Here is a 21,211-nt window from a genome sequence, read left to right as displayed (position 1 = left end):
TTGAGCTTGCTAAAAGTGTCGCTACGGTGTTCTGGGTAGCTGACGCTTGTGATCGGTGCGTTGATAGGTGCGGGTAATGGTTGTATAGGCCTGTTCGCTGACCTGCTGGCCGGTAAGGAAGGCATCAATTTCGGCGTAGGTGACACCCAGCGCCACTTCGTCCGCCAACTGGGGTTTAAGCGACTCCAGGTCGGCCGTGGGTAATTTTTCTACTAATGAAGCAGGTGCATTCAAAGCGGCCCCGATTTCTCTTACCTGCCCTTTAGTGAGCCCAGTCAGCGGTGCCAGGTCGCAGGCGCCATCGCCATATTTGGTGAAAAAGCCCATCAATGCCTCTGCGGCTTGATCAGTCCCCACCACTAAACCTGACTTGGCACCAGCGACCGCATACTGAGCCACCATGCGTTGGCGCGCCTTAATATTGCCCAATACAAAGTCGCGCTGAGCGGCGTCTTGAAATGTCAAACCGCCCTCTTCCAAGGAAGCCAACAGAGCATCGCTGGGTGGCTTTACATTCACATTGAGCACTTCATCGGGGGAAATAAAGGTCAGTGCCTGTTGCGCATCATCCTCATCTTTTTGCTCGCCGTAAGGCAGCCGCATGGCATAAAAGCGCGCGTCACTCCCTTTATTGCGGGCCTTTTCTACGGCCAACTGTGCTAAGCGCCCAGCGACGGTCGAGTCCACGCCGCCACTAATCCCTAACACAAGGGCATGTTGGCCTGTTTCAAGCATTTGGTTACATAGAAAATCGACGCGTTTATCGATTTCGTGTTGAGGCTCAATCGAAGCTTGGGCATGCAAGTCTGCTTGAATAAGCTGCTGTTGGGTTGCTTGGTTATTCATTGATTTACCTGCCTCCTTGCGAACTATTGGTAGCCGACATCATGCTTCGTCGACGCTAGGTACGGTGCCTGCCAGCATCTCGCCATGGTGTTTAGGAATCAACTCCAAGGCGTAATGTGCTGCGGCCAACCGCACCTGGTTGCGGTCACCTGAAAAACGCTGCGTCTCAGTCATCAGGTAGGTTTTTTGATTGTGGCGAAAGGCCCAAGCAAAACACACCGTGCCCACGGGGATGCCATCGTGTGGCTCAGGACCAGCGATGCCGGTATTGGCGACGGCCACATTGGCATCGTTGTTATCTAGCGCGCCTAGCGCCATTTCACGGGAGGTCGCTTCACTGGTAAGCCCGCAGGACTCGATGGTGTCAAAGCTAACGGCTAAGTAGCGATTCTTGGCTTCTGGTGAGTAAACCGCCAAGCCACAATCTATTGACTGGCCACTGCCCGGTATACTGGCGAGTTCGGATACGATTAAACCTGCAGTACAAGACTCAGCCGTGGCCATCTTCAGTTCGTGCTTTTTAAGATACTCACTAATTTTTTCAAGCAGTTCCATTGCTTTTCTCCTAATGACGCTATCACACCGTATTCTGTTATTACTCCTTTAGGCACTATAGCTAAGCGCTATGATTTGTCTAAAATCCTTGACGGCTATTAACTTAAGTTACGCCATTTAACTCATCAGGGGGCCCCTAAATAATACGGCTAAAAAAAGCCCCTACCTGAGAATAGGGGCCTTCGAGTTAGCCTTATAACTAGTTGCGAAAGGCGTCGGGGTAGTTGGTTAAATCTACTTTCCATAACACAGGCAGCAAGAAATACACCGCTGCTACTATCAACAGCATGGCAATAATATTGATCCAGAAGCCCGTGCGCACCATCTCAATAATTTTGATTTTGCCGGTAGCAAAGATAATTGCGTTGGGTGGGGTACCCACCGGGAGCATAAAGGCGCAGTTGGCGGCCATGGCGGCAGGCACCATCAGTACAAAGGGATGAATATCCAGCGCGAGTGCCAACGACGCAAGAACTGGCAAAATCATCGTGGCCGTGGCGGTATTCGAGGTAATTTCGGTTAAGAAAAGTACCATACCGGTCGCTATGAGGATAACCAGCAAGAAGTTCACGCCTTCCAGCACGCTCATTTGCCCACCAATCCACTCGGCCAAGCCAGAAGAGCCAAAGCCTGCAGCAATTGCTAAACCGCCTCCGAATAGCAGCAGAATCCCCCAAGGGACATCTTTCGCTACGTCCCAGCCCAGCAGACAGCCACCCTTATTTTTTGAAGGAATCAGAAACAGCAGCAATGCCGCGACAATCGCGATCATGGTGTCATTGATACCGGGGATATTGATGATCTGGCCCTGCCACAAAAACGAGCGGGTAATCCACATAAAGGCCGCAAACAGAAAAACCACCAGCACAGCCTTCTCTTCAAAGCTGGTTTTACCTAACGCGTCTTTTTCTTTGTTAATAAGCGCTCGCCCACCCGGCAAGTGGCTAAACTCGATTCTGAAAAACACCCGCGTCAGTAGCAGCCAAGCGATAAACAGCAGTGCGACCACGACAGGAAAAGCAAACATAAGCCAGCCGGCAAAAGAGATTTCAATACCAAATAGCTCATTCACAATGGCTGCGAGGATAATGTTCGGTGGCGTGCCGATCAGCGTACCCAAACCACCAATGGTACCGCCATAGCCAATACCAAAAATCAATGCCTTACTGAATTTCTCGATTTCGCTACTGTGGTCACCGTCACCCTTTTCTAGCTCCTGGCTAACTTGGTAAACAATAGCAGTACCAATGGGCAGCATCATCATGACCGACGCGGTGTTGGATACCCACATCGATAAGAAGCCGGTTGCAGCCATAAAGCCAAAGACGATGCTATTAATACTGGTACCTAGCACGGCAATAATCGATAAGGCGATACGCTTGTGCAAATCCCATTTTTCCATTGCTAATGCGATCATAAAACCGCCCAGAAACAGGAAAATAATCGGGTTACCGTAGGCAGCCGTCACCGTATTGCCATCCAGCGCGCCGGTAATGGGCAGTAGCACAATCGGCAATAGCGAAGTGGCGGGAATGGGGATAGCTTCGGTGATCCACCACACAGCCACCCATAGCGTAGTGGCCAGTACCATACGCCCTTCAAAACTTAAATCTTCAGGGTGAAAAAACATCACTATAAAAGCGAACAATAGCGGGCCAAGCAACAACCCAACTTTCTGCGGGGTGGTATAAGCGGGTGGCTTAGGTTGATGAGAAGGCTCGCGCTTGGCGTTGGAAGCCGCCGCTTTTGCGGCGCCACCCGTTGGTAGCGCACACATCAATAAATTTTTGGCTTGGTAATGGGAGTGCCATAGCTGATCCCATACCGTCATCAGGGCTATTTTATGCATAACGTTAACGCCAATTGCGGTCAGAGGTAAAAGAAAAGGTCCAGGTCAGCTTTTCGATAAATGCGCCGTACTAAAATCAATACTAGACCTATTTTGGCGCCCTTTATTCACTGCTATAGACAATTAGTCCAGCGACTTGTCCGCAATTACCACTAAAGTATAACGACTTTAGTTTAATAATTAGCAATTGCTAAATAAAATTGTCCTGTAAATAGAAGGAGGGCCGATTGCTCGAAAGCTTTGCGACGGGGTGGAGGAAGCCTGGGCATGCCTAAGTGACCGTCCTCGCAGCTATTTTGCTGTTATTTGCTTTGATCGGGCCCGTGTCTTCGAGGAGGAACCTTGTTAATGCACCACATGAAATCAATGTTCCCACTATGGCTGTTTGCGCATTGCTTCTCACTGGCGGCTATATTAAGCTCAATTTCGTACCCTACTCGTACAATTAATAGGTTGGTGGACACAACACACCACCATTAAGAATCGCATTCACAAGGAGCCGTGATATGCACAGCGAAAAGCTAACCAACCTTACCCAGGCAGGTCTTCAAATTGCCATTCAAGACATCAGGGATGAACTGTTTGATACTCCCGATTGCGACTACACCATTGCTCAGCTGCTTCACCGCTGGGGCCAGTCTGAAAAAGCCGAGCAACTGCTGGATGAGATGCTGCTTAAATGGGGCACTTCTCCGGAAGTACTTGCCTTAACGCAGCGTGGGTATGCGGAGATGGTGAAGGGTAATGACCTACCCTCCGATAACGGGGAAGCAGTACGCAAGCCGCAAAAAGCGGCACCAGCGACACTCAAAGTCGTTGCGGCCTGATCAGCTAATCCTCACGAGTTAATTAAGTTCGGCTAATTAAGCTCGGCTAAAACGTCAGCACTTAAACGTACCCTCTATCAATGCCCCTGCCCGCTTATGCGGCCGGGGCATTTTTGATGTCTAAACCGAGGGCTCAATCTAGGTGATCCAGCGTGACGACAATATCTTGTGTTGAGACATCTATGTTCCAAAAGGTGTAGCTATCATCATCTTCATCAACAAGGCGAATATCAAAATAAGGATTGGTATATCCCGTTAGGGTAACCCGTTGGGTATCGCCGTTCATGAGTATATCGCTGCCTAATACATCCTCCTCCCAGCTTTTTGAACTCCCTGGACTCACGTACATGTAGTAAATGGTGTAACCAGTACGGTTAGTAATATCGACATAGTAGTCTGCTGCTACCACCATCGATGAAGCGATTAACGCCACAAGTGCAACCAAAAGCGTCCTAATACGCATTGGCAGTTTCCTTTTTCTTTTTTATTTTGGAAAAGAGCTTTTCCATTAGTGTAATGACGCCACCACGCAGATATGGCGCCTCAAACGCCACCGAATGAATTGCTAGAGCATTGGTCACGATTCGCTCATTATAATATTTTGGGTAAATAAATAAAATTTCTTCAACCTTTTGATGACGTTAAAACACTTCGCTGCCGCTCACGCTCTTGTTCCTCATAAAAACTAGGGGCGTCAGAGGAAGCTATTAAGATTTCCGTTGACACGCTAACGTTCTTTATATAGAACGTTCCATATAAAGAACAGTCGTCGTAATAGCGGAATGCCCCCATGGATAAACTCTCACTCAACACGCTGGGCCAGCATCTACAAGCACTCCGGGTTGAGAGAGGCTTGTCGTTGTCACAATTAGCTAATGAAGCGGGCATCGCCAAATCTAATTTATGCCGCCTTGAACAAGGCAACGGCAACCCAACGCTGGACACCATCTGGCGACTAGCGGTGCGCCTCAATGTGCCCTTCGGCACGCTGGTGGCTCCCATTAGCGTGCCGTTGGGCGAAGATGGCGTGCAGGTACGCTTAATCGATCAAGGCAAAGGCTCCCCCCAAGTGGATGCCTATTGGATGCGCTGCGCGCCTCACACCTTTCGCCATGCCGAAGCGCATACTTCCGGCACCCGCGAATCGCTAACGCTGATTAGCGGGTGGCTTGAAGCGGGGCCAGAAGGCGCCACTACACAGCTTGAGCCTGGGGATACAATCACTTTTCCGGCCGATCAGCCACACCTTTACCGTACCCAAGCAGCAGTGGCCACCTTGATGATGACCATCACCTATGGTGCCAAAGGCGAAACGCCATGAGCCAACTTGCTAGCCACTCCCCATTCCGCAACGCACTAAAGGGCGTGAGAGAAGCCATTCCTCTGCTGGGTGGTTATATTCCGGTCTCACTTTCGTTTGGCTTGGTGGCCACTCAGGCAGGTTTCAGCATGTGGGAAGCCGCCGCCATCTCAGCGCTGATTTACGCCGGTGCCTCGCAGTTTCTTTTCGTAGGCATGGTGGCGGCTGGCTCTCCACTTTGGCTAGTGGTCGCAATGACGTTGCTGATTAATGTGCGCCATGTGGTGTACGGCCCTAACCTGGCGTCCTTATTACCAAGCAGTCGTCACTGGCCCTGGCTGATGCATGGCTTAACCGACCAAGTGTTTGCTTTAGCACTGACACGGCTTCCACAGCTCGCTGCACCCGAGCGATTTGGCTGGTTTGTCGGCGCGTCACTGCTAGCCTGGGGGGTATGGATTATCGGTACGATGGTGGGTGCAACGGCGGGTGAAACATTAACCAACCGCTGGCCGCTGCTCGGTGAAGTGATGCCCTTCGCCCTACCCGCGCTGTTTCTAACCATGGTGGCGCCGCGCTTTACCGACAAACGCTGGGCGCTGGCGCTGAGTTGCACCATTTGCGCCGCACTGCTGTTTACCCTGTACGGCTGGGGCAATGTGGCCATTCCACTCGCCGCCGCCTGCGGCGCGCTCTGTTTCTATACAGTCAAATTTCAAAGCCGGAGGTGTCTCCCATGAGCAGTGCACTGTGGCTAGCCGTGGTGGCGTCAGCATTGGGCACGCTATTGCTGCGGGTCTTGCCATTCTTATGGATGCAGAGCCGTTTAAACAGTACGACCGGCATCAACAATATGCCTCAGTGGCTAGGCATTCTCGGCCCACTGATGATTGCCGCTGTGCTGGGGGTGTCCATTGTGCCTGTTAACCCAAATGCCGTTTCCTGGGTCGCAACAGCTATCGGATTATCCATTACGTTGTTGGTATGGTGGCGTTTACGCTCACTAGGCTGGCCAGTCGCTGCGGGAGTCGCCGTGTTTGGGGCGGTAGAGGTCGCGGCTCTCATTTGGTAATGCTTTGCATTAGCCTTTACGCCATGCCATCATCCTGGCACTGCACTCCTAGCCAAACGTAAAGTGACATCAATGTTGAAAGCATACACCCATCGCAAGAAGGTTCTAATGAGGGTGTTGCTGATAACGTTTTCGGCGCTAATTCCCTTTATGACGATCGCTAACACGCCAAACCACCCCTCTGAATCACCGCGTATAGTTACACTTTACCAGGGGGCTACCGACAGTGCCGTTGCCCTTGAACTGAGGCCCATTGGCGTAGTCGACTCATGGCTGGAAAAGCCCATGTACCGCTACCTGCGTGATTCACTTGATAGCGTCGAACATGTAGGGCTGGAAACTCAACCCAATCTGGAAAAAATTGCCTGGCTTAATCCTGACCTAGTGATTGCCAGTGATTTTCGCCACGCGCGAATAGCACCGCTACTCAACGCTATCGCCCCCACGGTAACAGCGCCGACAGTATTTAACTTCAAAACCACGCTCACGATGGTAGCCGAAGCCACCGACCGCCAGGCAGCGGCCAGCGAGTTACTCCAGCGCTGGGATGAAAGGGCTGCTGATTTTCGCCAGCAAATCGCCGTTAAGCTGGGCAGTGAGTGGCCGCAAAAAGTGGCCGTGGTGCGTTTTAAAAGCGACCACGCACGTATCTATACCAGCGGCTTTGCAGGCTCGATTCTAGATGAGCTGGGCTTTGCGCAGCCGGATACACTGCAAAGCCAGAGTTGGGGAATGAAGCTTTCCAGTACTGAAAATATTCCGGTGTTGGATGCCGATGCCCTGTTTATTCTGCTTGAACCGGATGACCCTGCAATAGCGGGTAATTACCAACATTGGGCTTCCCACCCTCTATGGCAACAGCTGTCAGCGGTACGAAGCGGGCGCGTATTTGAAGTTGATCCGGTCAGTTGGATGATGGGCGGCGGTATATTAGCGGCCAATGCCATGCTGGATGATCTTTATAACCATTATGGCCTGTCGCAGCCTGAAGCGGCCAAGCTTCAAGCTTGCCTGCCTCGCGCCTCAGGACGTGGGGAATCATTGCCATGCTGAACAGCGCCACCGCAAAAAGTATTGGCCTGGTACTGGGGGCGGTGGTGGCACTGGGCGCCTTTTTCAGCAGCGTAATGTTAGGTACGACAGAGATCGCCCTCTCCTCGCTATTCGGTTCGCTCGCCCACTACGACCCTACCAACATTTCCCACATCATTCTTTTAACTGAGCGCTTACCCCGTGCGGTGATCGCCGCGCTGGTGGGTGCCAGCTTAGCGATTGCCGGTGCACTGATGCAGACCATCACGCGCAACCCGCTGGCGTCGCCGGGCATTTTGGGCATTAACGCCGGCGCGATGTTTTTTGTGGTGGTCGCGGTTTCGCTATTGCCGCTACATACCCCCGCCCACTACGTATGGGCCGCACTTTTGGGCGCACTGGTCGCTGCTGTACTGGTAGTACTGCTTAGCCGTGGCCGCCACGGTGAGCTCTCCCCACTGCGGGTTGTGCTGGCAGGGGTGGCGGTAACGGCGATGTTTGTGTCATTCAGCCAAGGGCTGCTGGTGATTGATCAGCAAAGTTTTGAAAGCGTGCTCTACTGGCTGGCGGGTTCAGTGTCAGGGCGCGACCTCGCTTTGGTAGCGCCCTTACTGCCGCTCTTCGGCGCAGCACTGCTCCTCAGCGCACTGTTAGTCCGCCATGCCAACGTGCTGTTGCTGGGCGATGACATGGTCACCGGGCTCGGCATGCAGGCTAACACCATCAAGCTGCTGCTCGGGTTGATTGTGATTGTGCTGGCGGGTAGCTCCGTAGCGCTGGCGGGCATGATCGGGTTTGTGGGTCTGATTGTGCCCCATATGGCGCGAGGGCTATTTGGCATTGATCACCGCTGGCTATTACCTGCCTGCGCCCTGCTGGGAGCTTGTTTGCTGCTGCTGGCCGATCTCGCCTCTCGCTTTTTAATGCCCCCCCAGGAGATACCGGTCGGCGTCATGACGGCGCTGATCGGCACGCCTTTCTTTATCTACCTGGCGCGACGCAAGATGGCAGGCCAATGAGACAAGCAGCAACATTACCCCTCGATAGCAAGGCGCAGAACGACAGTAACCACTTACTGCGCAGCATGCTTATGCTAAGCCTTTTATTGGTAGCCAGCGCCGGGTTATCGCTCTGTTTAGGCAGTTTTCCCACACCGTTCACCCAGGTGCTACACGCCCTCGCCGCGCCGCAAAGTAGCGATATCGCTTTTATCATCTGGGAGTTAAGGCTACCCAGAATTCTACTGGCCATACTGGTCGGTGCCGCCCTGGCAATAGCGGGGGCGATTCTGCAAAGCATCGTGCGTAACCCGCTGGCCTCCCCGGATGTCATCGGCATTACCAGCGGTGCTGCCCTGGCGGCGGTACTTTTCCTGGCACTATTGAGCAGCACCCTTAGCATTCACTGGCTACCTGTTGCCGCCATGCTGGGAGCGCTGGTCTCCGCCCTGTTGGTGATTAGCCTCGCCTGGAAAGGCGGCATCAGCCCATCGCGGATGGTACTGGTGGGCATTGGCCTTGCAGCAGCCATGGGCGCTGGCACTACGCTGTTAATCGTCATCAGTGATGACTCTGCCGCCATGACCGCCTATGTATGGCTTACCGGCAGCCTTTACGCGGCGCAATGGGGGGATGTTCAAGGTCTATTGCCTTGGTTATTAGTTGCGGTGCCGATCAGCCTAGCCTTCGCCCGGCATGCCGATGCCATGGCCTTGGGCGACACCGTTGCCGAAGGGCTCGGGGTAGCAATTCTGCGCAGCAGATTAGTCTTGCTTGCCTGCAGCGTGGCGCTGGCCGGTGCCGCGGTGGCGTTTGCAGGGGGCTTAAGCTTTGTGGGGTTAATTGCCCCCCATCTGGCAGCCAGGTTGGTGGGGCGTAATATGGCACAGCTAGTGCCCGCGTCAGCACTGGTCGGCGCCCTGATAGTGCTTTACGCCGACCTGCTGGGCCGAGTGGCTTTTTTACCCAAAGACCTGCCTGCGGGGATCTTCGTTGCCGGGATAGGCGCGCCCTTTTTTGTCTATTTGTTGCATCGATGGCGCACTCGCTTCTAGAACCTGTTGACGAAAAAAAGCGGCACCCTCGGGGCGCCGCCAAACAGTATCGAGCATAGAAAATAAAAATAGAAAGCGGCTGATTAGAAATCCAAACGATAACCCAGCGTTAAGGTGCGGCCTCGCCCCGCAAAATAGCGCTCATCATTCACTAGAGCGCTTTGCGAGTAATACGTGACGTACTGCTCATCAAGCAGGTTGGATACCCCTACATTGACCTGCCCGACGGGTAGTTGATATCCCACGGCAGCATCCATCAACAGATAGCCATCGAACTCACGGTTGGCTTCATCGAAGGTTTTATCAAAGGCGTAGTTGGCCTGAACAAAGGTAGAGAGCTCATCTGACCAATTAGCTGACCAACTGGCCGTCAGGCGATCCGGCGAGACATCCAGTCCCGATAGCTTGGCATCTAAGTTACCGTCGTCGTTGCTATCGTAACGCCCTTCCATACGCGAGTAGGCCAAGCGACCGGAGTGCTGATCGTTAAGCTGGTAATCTACCGCGGCCTCAAAACCTTTAATCTCTGTTTCTTGGCGCTGCATATAGAAGACATCATCTACCTCTGTTAGACGGCTGCCGAAGTCGGAAGAAGATTCGTAATAGCTAAGTTCAGCCGCCAGACGCCCGTTCTCAAAACGCACCCCGGTCTCGATATTATCGGTAACGATGGGGCTCAGATTTTCGATGTTGTTGACGGATTGGCCAGGGGTACTGATCCCCCTCAATGCACGCCCTACATCGGGAATGGAGAACCCTTCGGCGTAATTGGCAAATAGGCTCCAGTGGTCGACCGGCTTCCACACAACACCAATGTTATAGAGCGTTTCATTGAAACTGGGGTCGCCACCTTCGACAGTAACGCCATTGTTGGCCGCTACCGTCTGGTAGTTGTTGATATCGAGCTTGGCATACTCATAGCGCGCGCCAGCGGAAAGCAGTAGCGAGTCTAGCGGGCGCAGGTCAATCTGCACAAAGGGCGACAGGTCGGTGTATTCGGTGGGCGGTACGTAGGTGCGGTCACTTTGATACAGGTACTGCTCGGTTTCATCGAACAGGGTATCGAAACCCAGGGTCATCTTCAGGCGCTCATCCCACAGATCATCCTTGGTCAGCGAGACCTTAGTACCAAACTTGCTGGTGGCTGCCATGGTCTGGTCATAGAAAGTTCCTACAGGGGCAATGGCAGGATCCTGGAAGGTAGCGGAATTGGTCGCTCCAAACAGCGCCTCGTAATCCTGGTAGAAAGCCAGTGCACTCAGATGCATGCCGGCAAGATCATAGTGGTCGTAGCTGAGCCCCGTCGTCCATACCCGGTTGTAAGGCGCATCTCCTTCCGGTGTACCGCGCTCGGACGTCGTTACTATTCCATTGGCACGATCACCCGCTACGCTTACATAGTTATTATGCCCCTCGATATTGTAATGGTTGAGCGAAAACTGCAGGCGCTGATTGTCATCCAACCAGTAAGCCAGCTTGCCCAGAATATCGAAAGAGCGCGCATCCATGAGATCGCCCTGGGTATTATCCACCCCGACAGCATTTCCATTGCCATCCAAGAATAGCCCTTGATCCTCATAACTTGCCGAGAACAGGTAATCCACATCACCGCTGTTACCACTCAAGCCGTAGCTGGTTTTATAGCTCAGCGTATCGCCGTCAAGCTCGCTGGTGGGAGTGGTTATCTGCGCTTCCACGTGCTGATTAAAGGAGCCTGGCTCGGGGCGCTTGGTAATCAGGTTAATGACCCCACCCGCCGCGCCTACGCCATTAGTGGCGTTGGCACCCTGTATCACTTCGATCTGCTCGACCATTGAAAAATCAATGGCATGAGCTTCACGGCCGGTGGGGCGCAGCGGGTTTGTCTGGGGAATGCCGTCGATCAGAATCAGCGGCGTGCGGCCGCGCAGGGTTTCACCGCTGCCGCTCATTTTCTGGCGACTGGGTGAGTAAGAGGGCAGCAGGTTGCTCAGTATCTGAGACGAATCGCTGGTCAGCTGTCGCTGTTGATTGATCTCTTGCTCGCTAATTATCCGTACTGTCTGAGGCGAATCTTCTTTTGTTGCATTTGTACGCGAGGCGGTCACCACGACTGTTTGATTTGAGTCGCCTCGTCCACTTTGTGCATCGTTGGTTGCCGTTTCCTGAGCGTGACCCTGTGTGGCTGCTATTAGTCCCGCGAGCGTTACCGTAGGCCAAAATACCTGACGTTTCTTTATGTACATCGAGTGTTCATTCCCCTACTTTTGAGTGAGTTTGCCCTTGAAAAAGTAATCTACATCTAAATGATAATGATTATTTTATGCATATAAAAACACAACGGTCTACTCAATTGGAACTAACCGTTCGATATAACGAAATTCTTTTGGTCACCTCCAAGCAGCGAGCAGTTGCCCATTGGCTAACAGAATATATTGAAAATGAGAATATTTTGACTTACGGTTCTGGCTGTTTCGATAACTCCAATGAGCCCGTCATGCCATACCCATCAAACCCGCCCTCCCGCCTGACAGGCGAAGCACTACATGCTGGCTATGATGCTCGACGTGTGTTGGATGGTGTGGATATCGACATCGCAGAAGGCAAGCTCACGGTGCTCTTGGGACCCAATGGAAGTGGCAAGTCGACGCTGCTAAAAACCCTTGCGCGCACGCTTACACCTCGTAGCGGGCATGTGTATTTGGACGGCAAGGATATCCATCGCAGCAAAACGCGGGAGGTAGCCAAGCGCCTAGGGATTCTGCCCCAAGGTCCGGTAGCACCCGAGGGGCTGAGCGTAAAACAATTGGTGGGCATGGGCCGCTTTCCGTACCAGGGTTTGTGGCAGAAAAACGCCCAGCAGGACGCCGAGGCCATTCGCGAAGCAATGGCGTTTACCAATGTGACGGAATTCGCCGATCGTAATGTCGATGCCCTTTCCGGCGGGCAGCGCCAGCGCTGCTGGATTGCTATGGTGCTGGCCCAGCAGACTGATTTAATCTTGCTCGACGAGCCCACTACCTTTCTGGATCTAAAGGTGCAGGTTGATTTGCTAGAGTTACTTTCGCGCCTAGCTCACGAAAAAGGTCGCACCTTGCTACTGGTGCTTCACGATCTAAACTTGGCCACCGCCTACGCCGATCATTTGGTGATGATGTGTGATGGCCGTATCGTCACCAGCGGCCCACCCAGCGATGTTTTTACGGACTACAATCTTAAGCATGTCTTTGATCTGGATGCCCATGTCATCCAAGACCCTGAAAGCGGAAGCCCTATCTGTGTGCCGAGGAAACGGCACCAGGTTGCCAGCGAGCCAGGGGTGGTTGTTTAGCAGCGCTGTGTAGGTGAGTCATTTCCCCTCAAGCCCAAAAAAGCCCGGCGAGTAGCCGGGCTTAGCAGAGCAGGAAGGCTTACCCTTACCAGCTATACTTCAAGCTGCCGATCACACTGCGGGATTCGCCGTAGTAACAGTAGAAATCACAACTCGCAACGTATTCCTCATCCGTTACGTTATTAACGTTCAGCTGTGCCGTCCAACTATTGTTAATATCGTAGCTAACCATAGCGTCATACAGTGTAGAGGAAGGCACATCGTAGTTTCGAATAGGGTTGAAGGGACTAGGAGACGATGGTGTTTCACCGATATAACGCACGCCCGCCCCCACGTTCAGACCATTCAACGCAGTGCCTGCAAAACCGTAATCCAACCATGCGGATGCCATATGGCGTGGAATTAGCTCCCTGCGCTGATCATCCTTGTCTCGTGCATCGGTGTAGGTATAGGCCGCCGTCAACTTCAATGAATCCGTCAGGTAGCCCACACCTTCTAGCTCAAAGCCGCTGGACGTTGTATCACCTTCCTGTGTTTGGCTCCCACTTGGTGCTGGTCTAAAGGAGTTGGATTCCTTGATATCAAACACCGCCGCCGAAACATAGCCATCCCAATTAAACGGCGCGTACTTAACCCCCGCTTCCCACTGCTCACCCTCTATCTGATCGAAACCCGCATTGAAAGCACTTACTTCCTCAACTGGTCGGAAAGATTCGCTGTAGCTGAGGTAAGGGTTTAGGCCGTTATCGCCCAGATACATCACACCGCCAGACCAAGAGGTCGCCGTCTGGGTTTCATCAACAGTGACACCCGTTCCCTCATAAAAATTCTTCACATCCGCACTATCATAGCGCGAGCTGCCGAGCAGTACCCAGCGGTCGTCGATACGTAACTGATTCTGCACGTAAAGACCCAACTGCTCTTTGTCGATTTGACGGCGATCCAACTGGTCACTAGTTACCGGCGCAATGGTTGTATTAGGATCAAAGATATCGACAACATCGTAAGCAAAGTCGTCAAACTCTTTACCATCTAGGCTCAAATTTTGATAATCCACCCCAACCAACAGCGTATTTTCCGTGCGGTCGGTGTACCACTTGCCGACCATGCGGTTATCGACGGTGAAACTGTCTATCTCCCCATCACGTTGTAGGTGACCAAGAGGAGCTGTCCGCTCATCATTGGGAGACGACATGATGTAAGTGCTACGGAGATCCAGATCCAAGTGGCTATAACGAAGGTTTTGCTCGAATTGCCAAGTATCATTCAGTTGGTGTTGCAACTCATAACCGATGGCTGACTGGGTACGTTCGTCCTTGTCGTAATCTGGCGCACCGTAGTTGGTTTGCGGCGATACCTTACCAAAGGGGGTATCCAACAATGTGCCATAGGCAAGCTTAAATGGATTAACAGGAACACCGTCGTCTTTCTGAAAGCTGGCTAATACCGTCAGTTGGGTATTATCGGAAACATCCCATTCAAGGCTCGGTGCGAAGTAGACACGCTCGTTATCGGTGTCGTTCAGATCACCGTCACGTTCCTTGTAAAGCCCCACGAAACGGTAGCGTACATCGCCGCTCTCGGTGACCGGCCCCGAAGTATCGATCTCGAACTGGCGATGATTCCGGTTACCCGCCTGGATCTCGACCTCACCACGTTTTTCGGCGGTGGGACGCTTGCTTACTGCATTAATCAAGCCGCCGGAGGGTGCCTCACCGTACAGAATCGACGACGGCCCTTTAAAGACTTCTACGCTTTCCAAACCATACGGTTCCGGCGTCCATTTATAGTAGCCCGGATCAAAGAGGCGCAAGCCATCCTGATACGTTGCATGGTCAAAACCCCGCACCTTGAACCAATCGGTATTATTGTCCGAGCCATAGTGGCCTGACAGCACACCAGACCGATAGCGGAACGTTTCATCTAACTGCTGAACATTGCGCGTTTCCAGCTCTTCGGCACCCACGGTCGAGATCGCTCGCGGTGTTTCGACTTCGGGCGTATCGACTTTCAATGCTGTGGCGGTAACCACCGTGGTGCCAGTATCCACCACCTCTTCCTGAGCCAGAACGGCAAGCGGCGCAATGCTCAACACGCCGCCTAGCGAAAGGGTAAGGGAACGTCGCATAGCAACAGCAAGCGGACGTCGCGCGAAGGGTTGAGTGTTCCGGAGCATGAAGAGGGCCTCAAAGGTGATAAAAATCGCATCGCTATTGTAGTAAAGCGAATGATACGGATTTTTATTCACAGCCACAATAAGCACAATGAGTCAATATTGGCTTGTGGAACGGGGCGTTTCACAACAGAAGAGCTAAGACAGAAATGCTAAGAAACGCCATCTCAGTCGTCCAGCGTTCTCAGGCGCATCACCTTGCCGTCCGACTCGTCGGTCACCACATAGATCCATCCCTCCGGGCCTTGCTCGACATCGCGAATTCGTACGCCTAGCGGGATGCGCTCATCATTGGTCACCTCCGCGCCATCTAAGGTGATGCGCACCAACCCCTGCTCCGTCAGCCCACCGATCAGCATGTCGCCCTGCCAATCGGCAAACTTGTCGCCAGTATAGAAGATCATTCCGGATGGCGAGATCACGGGGGTCCACTGCTTGACCGCATTTGCATACTCGCCGTTTTCGGAAGGATCGGGAATCTCCTCACCGCTGTAGTGCTTGCCCCAGCTTACCTCGGGCCAGCCATAGTTCTTACCGGCCTGGGGACGGTTGAGCTCGTCCCCGCCCAGCGGCCCCATTTCGGCGACCCACAGCTCGCCCGTATCGGGGTGGATAGCGGCACTTTCAATGTTGCGATGGCCGTAGGACCAGATCTCATCGCGGGCGTCGTCCTGATCAACGAAAGGGTTGTCTGCGGCTGCCGAACCGTCATGGTTGAGTCGAACGATGGTGCCCAAGTGGTTGGACAGGTCCTGGGCCGGATCGAACAGAAAGCGTTCACCCAAGGTGAAGAAGAGCGTATCGTCGCCGGTGAAGACGATGCGCCCTCCGAAGTGGTTCTCTTCGTCGACCTTGGGCTCCTGGCGGAAGATCACCTCGAAGTCTTCAAGTCGGTCATCTTCGAGGCGGCCGCGGCCGAGCGCGGTGGACGCGCCCCCCTCGCCGGGCTCGGCGAAGGAGAGATAGACCCAGCGGTTCGAGGCGAAGTTCGGATGCAGCGCCACATCAAGCAGGCCGCCCTGGCCCTGATGGAAGACATCTGGCACCCCTTCGATCGGATCGGAGAGCGTCTCGTCCTTCGAAAGGATGCGCAGGCGCCCCTCGCGCTCGGTAATCAGCATGCGTCCGTCGGGCAGAAAGGCCATACCCCATGGGTGCACGAGGCCATCCACGACAGTTTCGACGGCAATGGCACCGGCCTCGGTCTGCACGGATTCATCCGGCTGCGCCAAGGCAAGCGGGGTCGTCAGCATGGCGGTAGCGGCAAGACCCATGGCCGCTTGGGTGTAGTGTTTCATGACAAGCAATCTCCGTGATGGTGATTTTTGCAAATGGCTCCTGACTCTGCCTTACGTAGAGGGAGGATCGGCTTCCGGTTCAGGCAGCGCCAACAGCATATCGAACTCGGAGAGACTGCGGATGCCCTTGTCCACTCCGGCGAACGAGGAAATAGCAGAAAAGACCACGATGGCGACGGCCGAGCCGTAGAAAACCATCGAATTGGGAGGATCCTGCGGAGGTTGGGACGGAGACTTATCGGGGCATACACCATGCTACTCTCCTTGTAGAGAATGAAGATGCCTTACGATTCGATGCCACTACACAAACACCTTCTTTACCTTATCAATATTCCATCTCGGCGGTCCGTGCTGGCCCACGCTTATAACTCATATCTCATGAGGATAGGTGGGGAAATTGAGGCTGTCCAAGGAATGAAAAGATAGATGAGCCTACACCAAGCATCATCATTGGCCTGAGGCTGCTGACACAGCGCGCAGGATGCAAAAGGCGCTTAAGGAGAAGAGAATAAATGCATTATGGCAACGTTGCTGCGTGTCAGTAAATAAATCTCAATTACAAACTGAAGAACAATGGAGATTAGAGGGGAGGAAACTGCCAGATTTAATGGTGGGCCCAGTAGGACTTGAACCTGCGACCAAGGGTTATGGGCGCAATTTTGTAATTATAAGGACCGCGCCTGCAACACGGTTATTACTACTAAACAAACGCTAAAGCTTTTCCATTACTCACACTATCTATACCGTCTATACCGTTTTGCATGCGATCGACAACCAAACCGTAACCAATGTGAGTCTGTGGCTGCGTATCTGGCTTAGCACGCAGCCCACGAGCCTTTATAGCCCAACTTCATCGCGAAGGCGTAGGGCCATCGGGTACGGTATTGCTTGTTAATAACCCAGTGAGCACAACGTGCCGTAAAGCAAATCTGACCAGTCGCCGAGCATAGCACTGGCCAGATCCTAGAAGCTATACGCTTTTTAATATCAAACATTCAATTATAAGCGTGCCATCAAGGTTATGGCATGTTCCGTTAATACGCACAGGGAGCTCTGCCCCATCCTTGGAGAGTAAGGTTAGAAAGATGTTTTTAACCTTGCCGTGCAACCGAATCATCGGGAAAAAGTACATTTGATGGAATAGGATGCTGGAGGCTGTCAATATTGAGTCTATTGGCTTTCCTTCAAGCTCCTCGACATGATAGCCAAGCCAATCAAGAAGTTTCTCATTTAATACTATAATTTTGCCATCCAGGCTAAACGACAAGAAGCCGCATGGTAATTGATGTATTTGGCTATTTTGTCTTCTTGCCCTCGAAGGCGACTTGCTTACAAGGTAACTTCTCATCCGCTCGATGATTTCACCAGGATGACTCATGTGTGGGCAGTGCCCCGTTGCCTTAAGAACCTTATACGTACTCTGCGGCATATGGTGATGAATATACTCACCGACCGAGGTCGGAGCGATAGCATCTTCAGAAGATTGCAGAACAAGTGATGGAACGGTAGCTTTGGGCAAATCGCTACGGTTATCAGAAAAGAAGGTAACTCTGGCAAAGTTGCGAGCAATGGTTGGGTCTGTAGAGCAGAAGCTTTCCTTTAACTCCTCCGTGAGCTCAGGTCGGTCTTCGTTCTTCATGATGGTAGGAGCAAGGAGATTGACCCACCCAATATCATTTTTGTCCATCATCTCCATGAGCCCTTCGAGTGACTCCCGTTCAAACCCTCCTATGTAGTTCTCATCGTTCAAATAACAAGGCGACGGGCCAATCATTACTATCCGCTCAAAGCGCTCAGGCTCCTGAATTGAAGCCAGTAGTCCAATGATACAGCCCACCGAGTGCCCTACAAATACCGCCTTGTTCACATCTAGTGCTGTAAGAACATCGAGTACATCTTGGGCATAGCCGTACAGGTCGCCATACCTTTCGGTGGAATAAGCCTGAAGGTCGGACTCTCCAGCACCCACATAGTCGAACAATATGACTCGATAGTCATCGGCAAATGAAGGAGCTATATATCTCCACATGTTTTGGTCACAGCCAAATCCAGCTGCAAACACCATCGCTTGTGTGCCGTACCCGGAAACTTTTACGTTGTTTCTTATACGTATGTTTTTCTTGATCTCCTGATGCATTTAAATAGTCCTTATATTATCAATGAGCTGGGATATTCCAAAAGATGATAAGGCGTCTTCAGAGCCGGGCAGGATGAAAGATCCGTCTGGGTTGTAGCCGCATTCAGGAGGAGATCACTTAAGCCCCAAACGCTTGCTTAGGCGATGCAGGTTGGCAGTGTCCGTTGCCAAGGCTCGGGCTGTCGCCGCCCAATTGTCTCCATGGCTAGACAAGGCTTGGTAGATATATCGACGCTGAAAATTTTCGGTTGCATCTCTCAAGGCCAACCAGTTTTCTGGGCTTTCAGAAGAAAACAAATTATCTGCTGTACTTTCAGCTTGTTGCGGTTCATTGGCGGGCATGTCCAGGTGCTTTCTTGTAATACGCACCGCAGCTCGGCTGTGATTGCTTTCAAGGTCGCGCTTTTCCTGAAGAGTATCGCCGAGTGCCCTCAGGGCTGCGCGGCTCAGCGTATGTTCGAGTTCACGCACGTTGCCCGGCCAATCCCAGGCTAACAGGGCACTTTCTGCATCCTCAGCCAGGCGCAAGTTAGCCAGGCCGAGGCGGATGCGATTCTCTTCGAGAAAACTGCCAGCAAGCAGAGGGATATCCTCACGTCGGTCTCTCAGCGCCGGTACTTGTAGAGGAAAGGCGCTCAGTCGATGATATAGATCTTCCCGAAAGCGACCAGCAGCGACCTCAGCCTTCAAGTCGCGGTTGGTAACGGTGATGACGCGCACATCCACCTGGTGAGCACGTTCGCTTCCCAGTGGCTGGATTTCGCCCTCTTGGAGCACACGTAAAAGTTTAGGCTGAAGAGACAGCGGCAATTCACCAATTTCATCAAGCATTAAAGTGCCACCATCGGCCATGTCGAAATGACCACGATGATCCTTGATTGCACCGGAGAAAGCGCCACGGCTGTGGCCGAACAGCTCGCTCTCGATTAAATGCTCTGGCAAGGCCGCGCAATTGATCCGGATCAAGGAGTGTTTTTGGCGAGCCGAACGCCTATGTAACTGGCGCACTACACGCTCCTTACCGACCCCTGTTTCACCGTGCAAAAGAACGCTCATATCAGTGGGAGCGACCAGGTTTATGGCTTCATCGAGCCGCCGCATGGCGGGACTATGCCAATGCAAATGCGCGGGGGAGTAATGCTTGGTGTCGAGTGCCTCACCGGACTGCAGGCGGATCGCCCTAGGCTGATTGGCAAGGCGAAGACAGGCACCTAGCAGGTGCGCTGCTGCACATAACTCCTCTTCGTTTATTCCATCAAGCTGACCTGGCTTCAACGCATCAAGAGTTAACATGCCGATAAGCTGATCACCATCACGCAGGGCCACGCCCATGCAATCGTGTACCTGGGTCAGTTCCTCATCGATCAATCCGTCAAAGGGGTCGGGGAGAGGGCAATCAGGTTCGAAACGGCAAACAGCAGGATGTGCGGCAATCTTGGCCAAGCGGGGATGGGCATCCAGCGCAAAGCAGCGGCCCCAGACATCCTCGGGCAGGCCGAGTACAGCGACGGGCTGTAACCCACCACTACGAGCAGCCATCAGGGTAACGGCATCGGCAGGATACGACCCTATCAAGGCCTCCAAAAGATGAGCCCAAAATTCATACAGCGTCTCATTGGGCTGGTCTTCGCTTAGATGGACAAGGAGGTCGCTCAATGCCCGAAGAAAGGGAGCCATCATGATGACCTTTTGACCATATGGTGTCTAATTGACTATTGTCATTTTTCCATTATTGGGCTATTTTTGCAACATAGAGCCAATGACGAACTGTTGATCTAGTGCGACCAACGCCATTTTCAGCCTAATAAGCTGCTGTTGGCAGGAGCACTGAAATATGGCATGAATATTGCTGTGTTTATGTTAGCTAGTTAAGTAGAGATATGGGTGTTAGCAGTAAGAAATATACATATTGTCAGGGTCATAAAGATGCCTATTTTTCCAAGGACTGAGTTTTGCGCGGTGCATGAGTTAATTTCACGAAAGCAAAAAAAAAGCCCGGCCTGTTAGGGTCGGGCTTTATAGCGCTGATCGCGCTGTGCATCCTGCGTATCATCCACTAGCTTCCTGCTAGTGCATCCTTGGCACATCGAGCATCCTGCTCGGGTTCCTTAAAGCATGTCCTTGCTTACTGCATTAGTATCACAATTTTCCCATGCGAAAGAAAGCGTATAGGACGAATGTTTTATAACCATATATTCTAATAAACGCTATTTTTATTTCATCCAAATCTAAGCTCTGTTGCCGGGAAGCGAGAACCCATGCAGGGTAATGCTATATATAAAAGGGAAACCAATGCTTATCCTGACTCGACGTGTCGGAGAAACTCTAATGATAGGTGACGAAGTAACTGTCACTGTACTAAGTGTAAAGGGGAATCAGGTCCGAATCGGTGTTAATGCACCGAAAAGCGTTGCAGTTCACCGTGAAGAAATTTATCAACGTATTCAGGCGGAAAGCAAACAATGGCCTATGTCAAAGCAAGAACATTCTGAAGATACAGAAATATACGTCGAAATTGGCGCGTAGTGACAGAGTCTGGTTAAGGCCAACCTTTGACCTGACTAGGGGCGGCATGCGGGGCTAGCGCCGATTAATGGCGGCGCTAGATTCCGCCTTAGCACGTCGACAGAAGTAAATGGGCCCACCATAAGGCAGGGCCCGATAGAGATACTGCTTGGCTCGACTAGCAGGCTACCTCAGAAAGATTCCCACGCTTCCCCCACGGGCTGGGTCCTCCGCCTAGCCTCTGTTCTATCCGA

At 52.4% G+C, this 21,211-nt stretch carries 20 protein-coding genes; 9 read left to right on the top strand and 11 right to left on the bottom strand.

Annotated elements, in window-relative coordinates; all coding sequences use genetic code 11:
* Positions 1-21: 21 nt before the first annotated feature.
* The 3 genes from nadE to ACUVOF_RS06675 all read right to left on the bottom strand — a co-directional run bounded on the left by nadE (position 22) and on the right by ACUVOF_RS06675 (position 3,250).
* Complete coding sequence (gene nadE / locus ACUVOF_RS06685; protein ID WP_447043596.1) at positions 22-846, bottom strand: ammonia-dependent NAD(+) synthetase; 825 nt, start codon at positions 844-846, stop codon at positions 22-24.
* A 39-nt stretch (positions 847-885) separates the two neighbouring features.
* Positions 886-1,401, bottom strand: coding sequence for a CinA family protein (locus tag ACUVOF_RS06680; protein WP_447043595.1), 516 nt, complete (start codon positions 1,399-1,401; stop codon positions 886-888).
* A gap of 199 nt (positions 1,402-1,600) precedes the next feature.
* Positions 1,601-3,250 carry a DASS family sodium-coupled anion symporter gene (locus ACUVOF_RS06675; RefSeq protein ID WP_447043594.1) on the bottom strand — a complete coding sequence of 550 codons (1,650 nt, stop codon included), beginning with the start codon at positions 3,248-3,250 and terminating at the stop codon, positions 1,601-1,603.
* A gap of 506 nt (positions 3,251-3,756) precedes the next feature.
* Here ACUVOF_RS06675 and ACUVOF_RS06670 point away from each other — a divergent pair.
* Positions 3,757-4,077 (top strand): hypothetical protein, encoded by a 321-nt coding sequence (locus ACUVOF_RS06670; RefSeq protein WP_447043593.1) that lies wholly within the window; start codon positions 3,757-3,759, stop codon positions 4,075-4,077.
* A 133-nt stretch (positions 4,078-4,210) separates the two neighbouring features.
* Here the strand turns inward: ACUVOF_RS06670 and ACUVOF_RS06665 are convergent, their stop codons facing one another.
* Positions 4,211-4,540 (bottom strand): hypothetical protein, encoded by a 330-nt coding sequence (locus ACUVOF_RS06665; RefSeq protein ID WP_447043592.1) that lies wholly within the window; start codon positions 4,538-4,540, stop codon positions 4,211-4,213.
* On the bottom strand, positions 4,530-4,658 hold the full coding sequence (locus tag ACUVOF_RS06660) for a hypothetical protein (protein ID WP_447043591.1): 129 nt from the start codon (positions 4,656-4,658) through the stop codon (positions 4,530-4,532). The genes ACUVOF_RS06665 and ACUVOF_RS06660 overlap by 11 nt, the downstream gene beginning before the upstream one ends.
* Before the next feature lie 209 nt (positions 4,659-4,867).
* On the opposite strand from ACUVOF_RS06660, the gene ACUVOF_RS06655 reads away from it, so the two are divergent.
* The 6 genes from ACUVOF_RS06655 (at position 4,868) to ACUVOF_RS06630 (ending at position 9,534) form a co-directional block, all read left to right on the top strand.
* Positions 4,868-5,398, top strand: a complete 531-nt coding sequence (locus tag ACUVOF_RS06655; RefSeq protein ID WP_447043590.1) for a helix-turn-helix domain-containing protein — start codon at positions 4,868-4,870, stop codon at positions 5,396-5,398.
* Positions 5,395-6,117, top strand: a complete 723-nt coding sequence (locus tag ACUVOF_RS06650; protein ID WP_447043589.1) for an AzlC family ABC transporter permease — start codon at positions 5,395-5,397, stop codon at positions 6,115-6,117. The genes ACUVOF_RS06655 and ACUVOF_RS06650 overlap by 4 nt, the downstream gene beginning before the upstream one ends.
* The gene (locus ACUVOF_RS06645; protein ID WP_447043588.1) at positions 6,114-6,449 is read left to right on the top strand and encodes an AzlD domain-containing protein; all 336 of its coding nucleotides are present in this window, start codon (positions 6,114-6,116) and stop codon (positions 6,447-6,449) included. The genes ACUVOF_RS06650 and ACUVOF_RS06645 overlap by 4 nt, the downstream gene beginning before the upstream one ends.
* 108 nt (positions 6,450-6,557) lie before the next feature.
* Positions 6,558-7,502 carry an ABC transporter substrate-binding protein gene (locus tag ACUVOF_RS06640; RefSeq protein WP_447043587.1) on the top strand — a complete coding sequence of 315 codons (945 nt, stop codon included), beginning with the start codon at positions 6,558-6,560 and terminating at the stop codon, positions 7,500-7,502.
* Positions 7,496-8,500, top strand: a complete 1,005-nt coding sequence (locus ACUVOF_RS06635; protein WP_447043586.1) for a FecCD family ABC transporter permease — start codon at positions 7,496-7,498, stop codon at positions 8,498-8,500. Before ACUVOF_RS06640 ends, ACUVOF_RS06635 begins: the two co-directional genes overlap by 7 nt.
* Entirely contained in the window at positions 8,497-9,534 is a 1,038-nt protein-coding gene (locus ACUVOF_RS06630) for a FecCD family ABC transporter permease (RefSeq protein WP_447043585.1), read from the top strand. Before ACUVOF_RS06635 ends, ACUVOF_RS06630 begins: the two co-directional genes overlap by 4 nt.
* Before the next feature lie 83 nt (positions 9,535-9,617).
* On the opposite strand, the gene ACUVOF_RS06625 is transcribed toward ACUVOF_RS06630, so the two are convergent.
* A complete protein-coding gene (locus tag ACUVOF_RS06625; protein WP_447043584.1) occupies positions 9,618-11,759 on the bottom strand; it encodes a TonB-dependent receptor in 2,142 nt (713 codons plus the stop codon).
* A gap of 251 nt (positions 11,760-12,010) precedes the next feature.
* Here ACUVOF_RS06625 and ACUVOF_RS06620 point away from each other — a divergent pair, with 251 nt between their 5' ends.
* Positions 12,011-12,844 (top strand): ABC transporter ATP-binding protein, encoded by an 834-nt coding sequence (locus tag ACUVOF_RS06620; RefSeq protein ID WP_447043583.1) that lies wholly within the window; start codon positions 12,011-12,013, stop codon positions 12,842-12,844.
* An 85-nt stretch (positions 12,845-12,929) separates the two neighbouring features.
* Here ACUVOF_RS06620 and ACUVOF_RS06615 read toward each other — a convergent pair whose 3' ends face one another.
* From ACUVOF_RS06615 to norR, 5 genes are all read right to left on the bottom strand, one after another.
* The gene (locus ACUVOF_RS06615; protein ID WP_447043582.1) at positions 12,930-14,972 is read right to left on the bottom strand and encodes a TonB-dependent siderophore receptor; all 2,043 of its coding nucleotides are present in this window, start codon (positions 14,970-14,972) and stop codon (positions 12,930-12,932) included.
* A gap of 212 nt (positions 14,973-15,184) precedes the next feature.
* Positions 15,185-16,315, bottom strand: a complete 1,131-nt coding sequence (locus tag ACUVOF_RS06610) for a PQQ-dependent sugar dehydrogenase (RefSeq protein ID WP_447043581.1) — start codon at positions 16,313-16,315, stop codon at positions 15,185-15,187.
* Between the two features lie 51 nt (positions 16,316-16,366).
* The gene (locus tag ACUVOF_RS06605) at positions 16,367-16,513 is read right to left on the bottom strand and encodes a hypothetical protein (protein WP_447043580.1); all 147 of its coding nucleotides are present in this window, start codon (positions 16,511-16,513) and stop codon (positions 16,367-16,369) included.
* A 772-nt stretch (positions 16,514-17,285) separates the two neighbouring features.
* Positions 17,286-18,452 carry an alpha/beta fold hydrolase gene (locus ACUVOF_RS06600; protein WP_447043579.1) on the bottom strand — a complete coding sequence of 389 codons (1,167 nt, stop codon included), beginning with the start codon at positions 18,450-18,452 and terminating at the stop codon, positions 17,286-17,288.
* A 114-nt stretch (positions 18,453-18,566) separates the two neighbouring features.
* Positions 18,567-20,129 carry a nitric oxide reductase transcriptional regulator NorR gene (gene norR / locus ACUVOF_RS06595; RefSeq protein ID WP_447043578.1) on the bottom strand — a complete coding sequence of 521 codons (1,563 nt, stop codon included), beginning with the start codon at positions 20,127-20,129 and terminating at the stop codon, positions 18,567-18,569.
* Positions 20,130-20,744: 615 nt separating this feature from the next.
* On the opposite strand from norR, the gene csrA reads away from it, so the two are divergent.
* Positions 20,745-20,978 (top strand): carbon storage regulator CsrA, encoded by a 234-nt coding sequence (gene csrA / locus ACUVOF_RS06590; RefSeq protein ID WP_447043577.1) that lies wholly within the window; start codon positions 20,745-20,747, stop codon positions 20,976-20,978.
* The last annotated feature ends 233 nt before the right edge of the window (positions 20,979-21,211 follow it).

The sequence above is a fragment of the Vreelandella sp. H-I2 genome (assembly GCF_052959335.1).
Note: the sequence above shows the minus strand (reverse complement) of the source record. Positions and strands in the feature narration are given on the sequence as shown.